Source organism: Algiphilus sp. (assembly GCF_965216485.1).
Taxonomy (GTDB): domain Bacteria; phylum Pseudomonadota; class Gammaproteobacteria; order Nevskiales; family Nevskiaceae; genus Algiphilus.
In genome coordinates this window covers 2,786,543-2,799,294 of sequence record NZ_OZ244162.1, presented here as the reverse complement: position 1 = coordinate 2,799,294, position 12,752 = coordinate 2,786,543, and the positions used below count along the sequence as shown (strand labels likewise).

Annotated in this window: 10 protein-coding genes; 6 read left to right on the top strand and 4 right to left on the bottom strand. The window is 65.7% G+C overall.

The genetic code is table 11. The features are described from left to right. Nucleotides 1-15 precede the first annotated feature (15 nt). Entirely contained in the window at nucleotides 16-1,071 is a 1,056-nt protein-coding gene (locus ACOOFO_RS12940; RefSeq protein ID WP_420427170.1) for a medium chain dehydrogenase/reductase family protein, read from the bottom strand. A 100-nt stretch (nucleotides 1,072-1,171) separates the two neighbouring features. Between ACOOFO_RS12940 and ACOOFO_RS12935 the strand changes: the two genes are divergently transcribed. The 3 genes from ACOOFO_RS12935 to ACOOFO_RS12925 all read left to right on the top strand — a co-directional run bounded on the left by ACOOFO_RS12935 (nucleotide 1,172) and on the right by ACOOFO_RS12925 (nucleotide 4,199). Continuing rightward, the gene (locus ACOOFO_RS12935) at nucleotides 1,172-1,720 is read left to right on the top strand and encodes a nuclear transport factor 2 family protein (protein ID WP_420429774.1); all 549 of its coding nucleotides are present in this window, start codon (nucleotides 1,172-1,174) and stop codon (nucleotides 1,718-1,720) included. Between the two features lie 15 nt (nucleotides 1,721-1,735). Continuing rightward, on the top strand, nucleotides 1,736-2,740 hold the full coding sequence (locus ACOOFO_RS12930; RefSeq protein ID WP_420427169.1) for an enoyl-CoA hydratase/isomerase family protein: 1,005 nt from the start codon (nucleotides 1,736-1,738) through the stop codon (nucleotides 2,738-2,740). A gap of 76 nt (nucleotides 2,741-2,816) precedes the next feature. Further along, nucleotides 2,817-4,199 carry a cytochrome P450 gene (locus ACOOFO_RS12925; protein WP_420427168.1) on the top strand — a complete coding sequence of 461 codons (1,383 nt, stop codon included), beginning with the start codon at nucleotides 2,817-2,819 and terminating at the stop codon, nucleotides 4,197-4,199. A 14-nt stretch (nucleotides 4,200-4,213) separates the two neighbouring features. Here the strand turns inward: ACOOFO_RS12925 and dxs are convergent, their stop codons facing one another. The 3 genes from dxs to ACOOFO_RS12910 form a co-directional block, all read right to left on the bottom strand. Continuing rightward, nucleotides 4,214-6,103: a 1-deoxy-D-xylulose-5-phosphate synthase gene (gene dxs / locus ACOOFO_RS12920; protein ID WP_420427167.1), complete on the bottom strand. Its 1,890-nt coding sequence runs from the start codon at nucleotides 6,101-6,103 to the stop codon at nucleotides 4,214-4,216. A gap of 100 nt (nucleotides 6,104-6,203) precedes the next feature. Further along, nucleotides 6,204-7,121 (bottom strand): polyprenyl synthetase family protein, encoded by a 918-nt coding sequence (locus ACOOFO_RS12915; RefSeq protein WP_420427166.1) that lies wholly within the window; start codon nucleotides 7,119-7,121, stop codon nucleotides 6,204-6,206. Then, nucleotides 7,118-7,384, bottom strand: coding sequence for an exodeoxyribonuclease VII small subunit (locus ACOOFO_RS12910; protein WP_420427165.1), 267 nt, complete (start codon nucleotides 7,382-7,384; stop codon nucleotides 7,118-7,120). The genes ACOOFO_RS12915 and ACOOFO_RS12910 overlap by 4 nt, the downstream gene beginning before the upstream one ends. Before the next feature lie 135 nt (nucleotides 7,385-7,519). Between ACOOFO_RS12910 and parE the strand changes: the two genes are divergently transcribed. The 3 genes from parE to htpX are packed head-to-tail and all read left to right on the top strand — an operon-like array spanning nucleotide 7,520 to nucleotide 12,644. Continuing rightward, a complete protein-coding gene (parE, locus tag ACOOFO_RS12905; protein WP_420427164.1) occupies nucleotides 7,520-9,403 on the top strand; it encodes a DNA topoisomerase IV subunit B in 1,884 nt (627 codons plus the stop codon). Between the two features lie 24 nt (nucleotides 9,404-9,427). Then, nucleotides 9,428-11,698 carry a DNA topoisomerase IV subunit A gene (parC, locus tag ACOOFO_RS12900; RefSeq protein WP_420427163.1) on the top strand — a complete coding sequence of 757 codons (2,271 nt, stop codon included), beginning with the start codon at nucleotides 9,428-9,430 and terminating at the stop codon, nucleotides 11,696-11,698. Nucleotides 11,699-11,756: 58 nt separating this feature from the next. Beyond that, nucleotides 11,757-12,644 carry a protease HtpX gene (htpX, locus tag ACOOFO_RS12895; RefSeq protein WP_420427162.1) on the top strand — a complete coding sequence of 296 codons (888 nt, stop codon included), beginning with the start codon at nucleotides 11,757-11,759 and terminating at the stop codon, nucleotides 12,642-12,644. Nucleotides 12,645-12,752 lie beyond the last annotated feature (108 nt).

Here is a 12,752-nt window from a genome sequence, read left to right as displayed (position 1 = left end):
GCATGTCGATGCGCCTCAGATCAACACGAGTTTGCCTTCGCTTCGGCCGGCGCCCAGCCGCTCCTGGGCGACCGCTGCCTCGGCCAGTGGTAGGCGATCGGCAATGACCGGATCCAGTACGCCTTCCGCCAGCAGGTCCACCAGGCGCGCGAGATCACTGCGGTAGGCCTCTGGCCGATGCCGGCGCCAGACATCGACGTTGTAGCCTGCGACTGCCTTGACCTCCGAGAACAGCCGCAAGGCCGAAAAGCGCGCCGCGCCCAGCACCGCGGGCAAGGCAGTATGCAGGCGCACACGTCCCTTGGAGGCAACCGACAGCGCGCCATAGCACACCAGCGTGCCGGTGGGAGCCAGCAGTTGCCAGGAACGGCGGGTCTCGCGGCCGCCGACCGCGTCGAGCACGGCATCGACGCCACGACCCTCGGTTAGCGCCGATACCCGCTCGGACACCTGCTCATGACGATAATCGATGGGAATGCCGCCGAGACTGCGCACGCGATCGTGTTTGGCGGCCGAACACAGCCCGATGACCTGGAGGCCGAAGTGGCGTCCCAACTCGAGCACGGCGGTGCCGACGCCGCCCGCCGCAGCGTGGATCAGGACCGTGTGGCCCCGTTCCAGGTGTGCGACCTGGAACAGCATCTGCCAAGCCGTCAGATAGTTCAGCACCAGGGCAACCGCCTGCGCTGGATCGACATGTTCCGGAACCGCCACGCATTGCGCAGCGGGCAGCAGGCGGTATTCGGCATAACTGCCGTGCACGGTCAGCGCGGCGACGCGCATGCCGGGCTGCCACGTGTCGGGCACATCGGGTCCGACAGCGTCGATCTCGCCCACGATGTCGTAACCGGGCGTGCGAGGCCAGGGTAGCTGTATGGGGTAGACGCCTTCACGGATCATGAGATCGGCAAAGGCGACGCCTGCAGCGAGCATGCGCACGCGAATCTCACCCGTGCCGGGCGGCGCAACCGTGACATCCTGAACCTGCAATCGCTCGGGACCGCCGCGTCGCAGGGCCTGCACGTGCTTGCAGGAAACCGGCGCAGCGGATGCATGATGAGGGTGATCCATAGTGTGGGCCTGAACTCGTCCGAAGAGGGGGAGTATGGAGCAGCGATTCGACGCTAGCGTGGCAGGATTGCTGAACCGGAGGAGGCATACCAGCGTGACCATGACCGAACAGGAGCGTGAGGCGGCCATAGACGCCTTGCTCGACAAGCAGGCGCTGATGGAACTGATCCACGCCTATGCCAATGCTGCGGATCGACACGATCACGACAAGATGCGGGCGTTGTACCACCCTGACGCCATTGACGATCACGGGCATTTTTCGAAGGGGCCGGCGATGGACTTCATCGACAAGCTGCCCGAGATCCAGCGCGCGATGGCCATCCTTCACCACAACATCACGACGGTGAATCTCAAGCTCGACGGTGCGCAGGCCGAGGGAGAGGTGTACGTGCTGGCCATGCATCAGGTGCGTCAGGAGGATAGGCTCTTCGACGTACTCATCGGCGGCCGCTATTTCGACCGCTACGAAAAGCGCGACGGTCTCTGGAAATTCAGCTACCGCGCCATCGTCGCGGATTGGGCGTGGACCTCGGATCCGAGCGCGGTGGATCTCTCGCATCCTTTCCTGGAAGGCGCCCATATCGGTTGCCCCGGTCCCGAGGACCCCTCCTACGGCTTCTTCTCGCGCCTGCAGCGCGGGCAGCGCTAGCGTAGAGGCAAGGCCATGCAGGACCTCGTCTGGCTGGATGGATCGGCACTCTGGGCCTCTGCCCAAAGCGGGATACCGCCCTCGCCATTGACGGGTACCCCCGTTCTGGGCATCGATCTGAGCGCTACCCGATCCCTGCAGCAGCTTGAGCGGCCCCGCATCCGCGCGTGGCTGAGCACCGCCGGATGCGTACTGCTCGGACTTGGCCCGGACGATGCGCCCTTGGCGGAGGCCTGCGATGTGGTGGTGGGCGACCGTGCTGCCGCCGAACCCCTGCTGGCGACCATCGCGCAGGCGCCGCTGGCATGTGCGACCGCCGTGCAGTTGCTGCGCAGCACCGAGGGCCTGGCGCTGGAAGCCGCTCTGCAGGCCGAGTCGCTGGCCTACGCCACATTGCAGGCAGGGCCGGAGTACGCACGCTGGCTGGGGGATCATCGTCGCCGACCGGTGGTGGTCGAAGACAGCGGCCCGGCGGTGCTCATGACGCGCGAGCATGCACACCTGCGGCTACGTCTCAACCGTGCCTCGCGGCGCAACGCCATGTCCGTGGAAATGCGCGATGCCCTTCTCGAGGCACTGGCGCTGGTGATGGCCGATGACAGCATCCAAGAGGTCGACCTCAGTGCACTCGGCTCTTGTTTTTCCACCGGCGGCGACCTGGATGAGTTCGGCACGGCACCGGACCCGGTGACCGGCCACCTCGTGCGCTGTCTGGCGCTGCCGGGGCGCGCGCTGGCGCACTGTGCCGAGCGTGTCCGCATCCATGTCCATGGTGCCTGCGTGGGCTCGGGCATCGAGTTCCCTGCCTTCGCCGCCTTTGTCTCCGCCAGCCCGGATGCCTGGTTTCAGCTGCCCGAGCTGGGCTTCGGCCTCATTCCGGGGGCGGGCGGCTGCGTCAGCATTCCGCGCCGTATCGGACGTCAACGCGCGGCCTGGATGATGCTGTCGCGTGCGCGGGTGGACGCCCACACGGCACAGGCGTGGGGACTGGTCGACGTAGTGCGCGCGGCCAGGGCGTGACCTCGCCCAATTGCATGAGTCCCCCCTGAAACGCAGGAGCTATGCTCGCGAGATTCATGCAAGAGGTAGGCAAGCGATGAGTGCTGTTCTCGAATTCGATCAGGCCCAGGATCCACCACGGGCGCGCGGGCTGCCTCTGCTTGGGAATACGCTGGACATGGCGCGCGGCCCGGCCGAGTTCTTCGTCAAGCTCTACCGCGAATACGGGCCGGTCAGCAAGATTTCCGTGCTCGGCAACAGCTACACGGTGATCGCCGGCCCGGAAGCAGCGAACTTCGTCGGCTCGCGCGAGGGCAAGGACTGCCTGCGCTCCAAGGAATTCTGGCAAGGCCTGGTGGAGGAGTACGGCGCCACTCGCACCCTGACCGGCGAAGATGGCGAGTCGCACAAGGAATTGCGCAACATCATGCGCCGGGGTTACTCCAAGGACTCGATCAAGGGGCGCTACAACGAGCTGGTGCGCATCACCGATCGCTGTTTCCAGCGGGACTGGCCCGTCGGACAGTCCGTTCAGGTGCTGCCGGCCATGCAGTACATGGTGACCGACCAGCTCGGCACAATCCTGACCGGCAGTGCGCCGCTGGAGTACGTCGACGCCATTCGCACCAACATCCTCTACATCCTCAACGTCCTGGTGACGCGCCAGCGCCCCAAATTCATGCTGCTGCGCCCGGAGTACAAGAAGGCGCGCAGTCGGGTGTTCGAGCTCAAGGACAAGATGGTGGCGGATTGGTATGCACGCCATCCCAACGGCCAGGCGGAGCCCGGCGAGGATGAGACGCCGAATCTGATCGACGACATCATGCGCGCGCACGTCAATCATCCCGAGGTGATCCCGGAGAGCGATCTGACGGTGACGCTGACGGGCCCCTACGTCGCAGGACTCGATACGGTGGCCAATACCACGGCCGCCATCACCTATTGCGTGCTCAAGTATCCCGACGTGCGGCGCCGGGTCTATGAGGAAGTGGACGCGCTCTTCGCGGAAGGCGATATCGACGAGTCACAGCTCTTCGCCAAGATTCCGGCCCTGCAGGGCGCCATCATGGAGGCGATGCGGCTGTACCCGATCGCGGTGGCACAGATGCGTACCGCGACCAAGGATTTCGTCTTCCAGGGCTGCCGCATCCGCGAGGGCGAGATGCTGTACGTGGCGACCTCGGTGCCGCACTTCATGGAAGAGTTCTACCCCGAACCCGACCGCTTCGACATCGACCGCTACGCCAAACCGCGCGCGGAGCACATGCAATCCGGTGCCTACTCACCCTACGGCCGCGGTCCGCATACCTGTCTGGGCAAGAGCCTCGCGGAAGTGCAGATCGCGCTGTCCATGGCGCGGCTGTTCTACAAGCTGGATCTGGAGCTCGATCCGCCGGACTACACGCTGAAGACCAAGACCGCGCCGACACCCGGGCCTTCCACGCAGTTCAAGGTGCGCGTCAAGGGCTATCGCCACTAAGGAAGGCGCGGCCGCTAAACGCGGCCGAGCTTGCTGGATCGGTTGTCGCGTTCCTGATCGAGGTCGCGCGCGCGCAGGCGCTTGTTGATCGCGCGCTGGATGCCGGTGCTGTCGAGCCCGACATCGCTGAGCAGTTCTTCGCGGCCGCCGTGTTCGACGAATTCATCGGGCAGCCCGAGCATCATCAGCGGTACCTGCTCGTGCTGGGCGGCAAGTACTTCGGCCACGCCCGAGCCGGCGCCGCCCGCACGGACGTTGTCCTCGATGGTGACCAGCAGATCGTGCGCCTGGGCGGCTTCCAGGATGGCCTCGTTATCGAGCGGCTTGACGAAGCGCATGTCGATGACGGTGGCGTCGAGTATGTCGGCGGCCTCCAGCGCGGGGCCGACCATCGCACCGAAGGCCAGCATCGCGACGCGCGGGCGTCGGTGTCCTCGCGTTTCGCGCAGGACGCGGGCGCGGCCCACGGTGAGCGGGCGCGCCTCATTGTCGGCCGGCACGCCAAGGCCGGTACCGCGCGGGTAGCGCACCGCACTCGGCTGGTTGAGCGCGAGGCCGGTCGCAAGCATGCGCCTGCACTCGTTCTCGTCGCTGGGCGCCATCACCACCATGTTGGGGATGCAGCGCAGATAGCTCAGATCGAATGCGCCGTGGTGGGTGGCACCGTCGGCGCCGACCAGGCCCCCGCGGTCGATGGCGAAAAGCACCGGCAGATTCTGGATCGCGACGTCGTGGATCAGCTGGTCGTAGGCGCGTTGCAGGAAAGTCGAGTAGATCGCCACCACGGGCCGCAGGCCTTCGGTGGCGATACCGGCCGCCAGCGTCACGGCATGCTGCTCGGCAATGGCGACGTCGATATAACGGTCGGGAAACTCCTTGGCGTAGCGCACCAGGCCCGAGCCCTCACGCATGGCCGGCGTGATCGCGATCAGATCCGGATGCGTCGCAGCAGCGTCGCACAGCCAGTCACCGAAGATCTGCGTATAGCTTGGTGCGCCGGCTGCCTTCTTCTCGGGGAAGGCGCCGGTGACCGGATCGAAGCTGGTCACGCCGTGATACTTGATGGCGTCGCCTTCCGCCGGGGCAAAACCCTTGCCCTTGGTGGTCACCACGTGCAGGAAGACCGGACGCTCACTGTCGCGATAGGCCAGCAGGGTGGGCAGCAGGGCATCGAGGTCGTGGCCGTCGATGGGGCCGACATAGTCGATGCCGAAGGTACGCACCCAGGCGCCGTGATCGTCCGGTTCGCCTTCGATCGCCTCCACCGGCCGGCGCAGATGCGGCGCGGCGGCGAGTTCCAGCCGACGCATGGTGCGCGCGGAATGGCTGCGCAGGGCGCCGACGTTCTCGGAAATCGACATGTCGTTGTCGTTCAGCACAATGAGCACCGGCAGTTGGGCATCGCCGATGTGGTTCATCGCCTCGAAGGCCATGCCCGCGGTCATGCCGCCATCGCCGATGACGGCGGCAACGCGGCGCTGGGTGCCGTGCACGCGGGCGGCGGCGGCCACTCCGGCGGCCGCCGATAGCGAGGTGCTGGAATGGCCGGTGCCGAAGACGTCGTAGCTGCTTTCCTGGCGATGCGGAAAGGGCGCCAGGCCCCGCCGCTTGCGGATGGTGCCCAGCGCGCCGCGACGCCCGGTCAGCATCTTGTGCGCGTAGGCCTGGTGTCCCACATCCCAGATGAGCCGGTCGTGCGGGGTATTCAGCACATAATGCAGCGCCAGCGTCAGCTCGACCGTGCCCAGGTTGGCGGCGAAATGCCCGCCAATGCGACCGAGGGTCTCGATCAGATAGCGCCGCATTTCCACCGACAGCGCGGGAAGCTGATCGAGCGGGAGCGTGCGGAGGTCTTCGGGGGTGTTCACGCTTCCGAGAAGCGCGTATCCGGGCATATCAGCCATGGCAGAAAATGGCATCGAAACGTTGCGCATTATCGCGCATTCATGACCGTGCTTTCACCTCTTGTCCGCGGCCGCGCGAAGTTGCGGTGCCGCGGGCCTTTCAGGCTCGGCGCTGCTCGATTTCGTCGATCAGCACGCGCAGCGCACTGCCGTCGGCGTGGGGTGCAAGACAGCTGCGCGCTTCCTGGAAGAGGGCATCGACCCGCCGTCGGGCCTCATGGATGCCGAGCAGCCCCGGGAAAGTGGCCTTGCCCGCGATGCGGTCCTTGCCGCTGGTCTTGCCCAGCGTTTCGGTGGTGCTGTCGTTGTCCAGCAGGTCGTCCTGAATTTGGAAGGCGAGCCCGAGGTGCTTGACCGCGCGCTCGATGGCTTCCACCCGTGCGGCATCCGCCTGCGGCGCGCAGGCCGATGCCATGCGCGCGCAGGCAAGGATCAGTTCGCCGGTCTTGTGGACGTGCAGCGATTCCAGTTCGGCGATATCAATGGCGCGGCTTTCCGCTTCCAGGTCCATCATCTGGCCGCCACACATGCCGCGGCTTCCGGCGGCCTGCGCCAGAATGCGGACGCACTGCAGGCGGGCGCTGCCGTCGAAGGTGAGCGCATCCTCCGGCATCGGGTGCGCGAGGTGCTCGAAAGCGGCGGTCTGCAGTGCATCGCCCACCAGCACGGCCGTGGCTTCATCCCAGACGCAGTGCACGGTGGGTTGTCCACGGCGCAGATCGTCATCGTCCATGCATGGCAGGTCGTCGTGCACCAGCGAGTAGGCGTGCAGCAGCTCCATGGCGGTGGCGCAGGCGTCGAGCGCCGTAGCGGGCGCGTCCAGCAGGTCGCCACAGGCATAGATCAGCAGTGCGCGCAGGCGCTTGCCGCCCTGCATGGCATAGCGCATGGCTTCGTGCAGGCGCGGCGGCAAGGTGCCGGCCGCAGGCAAGGCCTGGTCGAGCCGGGCTTCCAGGCGGTACAGACGATCGCTGCGCCAGGCTGCGATATCGATGTCTGAAACGGCAGAGGAGCTCACTGCGTTGAGCCTCCATCCGGGTCCGCGTCGGCTTCCTTGAGCAGATTGTTAACGCGCTGGGTTGCGTCGCGCAGGCGCTGCTCGCATTGGGCAGCAAGGGTCTGGCCGCGCTCGAATTCCTGCAGGGTATCCTCCAGCGGCAGGTTGCCCGCCTCCATGCGCGCGACAATCTGCTCGAGTTGTTCCAGCAATTGTTCGAAGCTGGCTTGCTCGTCCGGCTTTTCGGTCACTTCGGTCCCGCCAGGGTTAGACTTGCTCTTCATGCTGGTCTTTTGCACGTCAGTGTGCGGAGTCTACCCAAAGCGCTGACCCCGCTCAGCATGTGTCCTCTTTCTTGGAGCTTGCCACCTGCGCGCGCCTCGGATACGTTGCCGCGCGCTCACGCCACGCTGGATGCCATGAATCAATACCGCGCCGATGCCATCGAAGTGTTGACCGGGCTGGACCCGGTTCGTCGCCGACCCGGCATGTATACCGATACCGCTCGCCCCAACCACGTGGCGCAGGAGGTCATCGATAACGCGGTGGACGAGGCCCTCGGCGGGCATGCGAAGTCCGTGGCGGTGACGCTGCACACCGACGGCTCGCTATCGGTGGTCGACGACGGTCGCGGCATGCCGGTGGACATCCACCCCGCGCACGGCGTGCCCGGCGTGGAACTGATCATGACCCGCCTACATGCAGGCGCCAAGTTTTCCAACAAGAACTATCAGTTCTCCGGTGGCCTGCACGGGGTCGGCGTCTCGGTGGTCAACGCCTTGTCCACGCGTCTTGAGGTGGAGGTCTGGCGCGACGGCACGCACTACCGCATGGCCTTTGCCGGCGGCGAGCGGGTGGAGCCATTGACGGAAGTGGGGGAGGTGGCCAAGGCGCGCCGCGGCACCGCCATCCACTTCTGGCCGGATGCGCAGTATTTCGACTCGGTGAATTTCTCGCTGCCGCGTCTGCAGCGCAATCTGCGTGCCAAGGCGGTGCTCTGTCCGAATCTGCGCGTGTCCCTGACCCAGGAAGCCAGCGGCGAGACCGAAGTCTGGCAGTACGCCAACGGCCTGCCCGACTATCTGCTGGACACGGTGGGAGATATTGAAACGCTGCCTTTGCAGCCCTTCACGGGCAGCATCAACGGCGAGCGCGAGGCGGTGGAATGGGCGTTGCTGTGGGCGGATGCCAGCGAGGTCCCGCAGGAAAGCTACGTCAACCTGGTGCCGACCACCCAGGGCGGTACGCATGTCAACGGCCTGCGCACCGGGCTCACTGAGGCGATGCGTGAGTTCTGCGAGTTCCGCAATCTGCTGCCACGCAACGTCAAGATCACGCCCGAGGATGTCTGGAGTGGCTGTGCCTTCGTGCTGTCGCTGAAGATGCAGGACCCGATGTTCGCCGGGCAGACCAAGGAACGTCTGTCCTCCCGCGAGTCGGCCAGTTTTATCTCCGGCGTGGTGCACGATGCGTTCAGCCTATGGCTGAATCAGAACAGCAGCACGGGCGAGGCGCTGGCCGAGCGCATCATCAATAACGCCCAGCGCCGGCTGCGTGCGGCCAAGACCGTTACCCGCAAGCGCATCACCCAAGGCCCGGCGCTGCCCGGCAAGCTGGCCGACTGCGTGTCTTCCGATCCGGCGCGCACCGAGCTGTTCCTGGTCGAGGGCGATTCGGCCGGTGGTTCGGCCAAGCAGGCGCGCGACCGCGACACCCAGGCGATCATGCCCCTGCGCGGCAAGATTTTGAACACCTGGGAACTGGACGCCCCGACTGCGATGAGTTCGCAGGAGATCCACGACATCTCGGTGGCCATCGGCGTGGACCCCGGTTCCGACGACCTCAGCGGTCTGCGCTACGGTCGCGTCTGCGTGCTCGCCGACGCGGACTCCGACGGTCTGCACATCGCCACCCTGCTGTGCGCCCTTTTCCTGCGCCATTTCCGACCGCTGGTCGCGGCCGGCCACGTCTATATCGCCATGCCGCCGCTGTACCGGGTCGACGTCGGCAAGCAGGTCTTCTACGCACTGGACGAAGGCGAGCGCGACGGCATTCTCGATCGCATCAAGGCCGAGAAGATCCGCGGCCAAGTATCGGTCACGCGCTTCAAGGGGCTCGGTGAAATGAATCCCCTGCAGTTGCGTGAGACCACCATGGCGCCGGATACCCGTCGACTGGTCCAGCTGACGCTGGAGGAAGAAGCCGCGCACGACATGTTGAACATGCTGCTCGGCAAGAAACGCGCGGCGGATCGCCGAGCCTGGCTCGAAGCCAGCGGTGATCAGGCTGAAATTCCCGTTTAACCCCCGAAGAGGGCGAGTGCACCCATGAGTGAAGTCACCGAGGTCGCAGGCGACCACGAGCGCCTGCCGCTGCACGTCTTCGCCGAGAAGGCCTACCTCGACTATTCCATGTACGTCGTGCTGGACCGCGCGCTGCCGCATCTCGCGGACGGCCTGAAACCGGTGCAGCGGCGCATTATCTTTGCCATGCGCGAGCTGGCGCTGGGGCCGAATGCGAAGCCGAAGAAGTCGGCGCGCACGGTGGGCGATGTCATCGGCAAGTATCACCCACACGGCGATTCCGCCTGCTACGAGGCCATGGTCACCATGGCGCAGTCCTTCGCCTATCGCTATCCGCTGGTCGATGGCCATGGCAACTGGGGCTCGCCGGACGACCCCAAGAGTTTCGCGGCCATGCGCTACACCGAGGCCAAGCTCGCGCCCTATGCGCAGGCGCTGCTGTCCGAGCTGGATCAGGGCACGGTGCAGTGGATCGACAACTTCGACGGCTCGATGAAGGAGCCCGTGCTGTTGCCGGCCCGGCTGCCCAACATCCTCGTCAACGGCACCACCGGCATTGCGGTGGGGATGGCGACTGACATCCCGCCCCACAATCTGCGCGAACTGGTCGCGGCCTGTCTGCATCTGCTGGCCCATCCGGAGGCCGACACCGCGGCGCTCTGCGCCCATCTGCCGGCGCCGGATTTTCCCACCGGCTGCGAGATCATCACGCCGCCGGAGGAACTGCGAAAGCTCTACGACAGCGGCGGCGGTCAGCTGCGTGCACGCGCGCGCTGGGACCGCGAGGACGGCAACATCGTCGTCTCGCATCTGCCGCAACAGGTCTCCCCGGCACGCGTACTGGAGCAGATCGCCGACCAGATGCGCGCCAAGAAGCTGCCGCTGGTCGAGGATCTGCGCGACGAGTCCGACCATGAGAATCCGGTGCGGTTGGTTATCGTGCCGCGCAGCAACCGGGTCGATGTCGATGCACTGATGGCGCATCTCTTCGCGACGACCGATCTGGAGAAGAGCTACCGCGTCAATCTCAACATGATCGGCACGGATGGACGGCCGCAGGTTAAGAACCTGCCGACCATCCTCGGTGAGTGGCTGGAATGGCGCGAAGGCGTGTTGAAGCGCCGCCTGGAGCACCGCCTGGAAAAGGTGCTGGCCCGGCTGCACGTGCTCGAAGGCCTGCTGACCGCCTTCCTCAACATCGAGGAAGTCATCCGCATCATCCGCTTCGAGGACGAGCCCAAGCAGGTGCTGATGGACACCTTCAGCCTGTCGGACCGGCAGGCGGAGGCCATCCTCGAACTCAAGCTGCGTCATCTGCAGAAGCTGGAGGAGATGAAGATCCGGGGCGAGCAGGAGGAACTCAACGCCGAGCGCGCCGCCCTCGAACAACGCCTGGCCAGCCGTGATTCCCTGCGTGCACTGCTTGCCGAAGAACTGGAAGCCGACGCCGAGGCTTACGGTGACGAACGTCGCTGCCCGGTGGTGGAGCGCAGTGCCGCCCAGGCGCTATCCGCCAGCGAGGTGGTCTCTGCGGAGAATATTACCGTCGTGCTGTCCCAGGCCGGCTGGATCCGCGCCGCCAAGGGGCACAGCGTGGATGCAGGCAATCTGTCCTACCGTGCCGGTGACGCGCTGCTGCGCACCGCCGAAGGACGCAGCAACCAGACACTGGTGTTGCTCGCCAGTCAGGGGCGCAGTTACCAGCTGCCGGCGCATTCGCTGGCCTCGGCGCGCGGCCAGGGAGAACCGGTTTCCGGACGGTTGGACCTGGGCGACAACGCGCGCATGGTCGATGTGCTGCTGGGCGAAACCGAGCAGCGCTACCTGCTCGCCAGTGACGCCGGCTACGGCTTTGTCGCCAAGCTCGGTGAACTGGCCACCCGACAGCGCGCCGGCAAGGCCTGTCTGACCCTGCCGGACGGCGCGAAGGTATTGCCCAGCTGCAGGATCCGTGACGCGGAGCAGCAGCTGCTGGCCGTGGCGAGCACGGCCGGCCGCCTGCTCATTTTCCCGGTGACCGATCTGCCGGAACTTGCGCGCGGCAAGGGCAACAAGCTGATTGGCCTGCGCGACGGGGAAAGGGTGGCCGGTCTGGCGGTAGTGGATCCGGGCCAGGCTCTGGTCGTCACCAGCGGCAAGCGCACCCTGACGGTCAAATCCGGGGAGATCGAGGGCTTTCAGGGCAATCGCGGCAGCCGTGGCAAACCGCTGCCGCGCGGCTTCCAGCGGGTGGATGCGCTGGCGCCGGCACCGCCCCGGTCCACTTCTGCTGCAGAACCGGAAACCGGGACTTGAATTTGCCGGTCTAAGCCGCACTTCTTCAACGTTCACCCCAGAGAGGCTCAAGCAGCACATGAAGCGCATCTTCCTGTTTCTGATGACCAACATCGCGATCCTCGCCGTGTTGTCGGTGGCGTGGTTCGTGATTTCCAGCTTTTTCGGTCTGGATCCCATGCAGACCGCACAGGGCGGTCTCAACTACGTCACGCTGCTGGTCTTTGCAGCCATTTTCGGCTTCGGCGGCGCCTTCATCTCGCTGTGGCTTTCCAAGCCCATCGCCAAGTGGTCAACCGGTGCCAAGGTGATCAGCCAGCCGAGCAACTCGGCGGAAGCCTGGCTGGTCAATACGGTGCAGCGTCAGGCGCGCCAGGCAGGCATCGGCATGCCGGAGGTCGCGATTTTCGACTCTCCGGAACCCAACGCCTTTGCTACCGGCGCCACCAAGAACAGCTCACTGGTGGCCGTGTCCACGGGGCTGCTGCAGGGCATGAAGCAGGATGAGGTCGAGGCGGTGCTCGGCCACGAGGTGAGCCATATCGCCAATGGCGACATGGTGACGCTGACCCTGATTCAAGGGGTGCTCAATACCTTCGTGATCTTCCTGTCGCGTGTCATCGGGCACTTCATCGATCGCGTCATCCTGAAGAATGATCAGGGCTACGGCATTGGCTACTTCGTGTCCGTGATCGTGCTGCAGATCATCCTTGGCATTGCCGCCTCGGCGGTGGTCTGCTGGTTCTCGCGCCGTCGCGAATTCCGCGCCGATGCGGGCGGCGCCAAGCTCGCGGGCAAGCGCAAGATGGTGGATGCGCTAGCGCGGCTGCAGAGCTATCAGGGTGGCCAGAGTCAGCTGCCGGAGCAGATGTCGGCCTTCGGCATCCGGGGCGGCGCCATGGCCAAGATGTTCTCCACCCACCCGCCGCTGGAGGCCCGTATCGCGGCCTTGCAGAACGCGGCTTGATTGAAGGCTGCCGCGATCGAGCGGCGGAAGGATGTGCCAGGCCGTACCCGCATGCCGCGGGTGCGGCCTTTTGCTTTGCGGGGGGCGCGGCGATGCCGGACGGGCCGT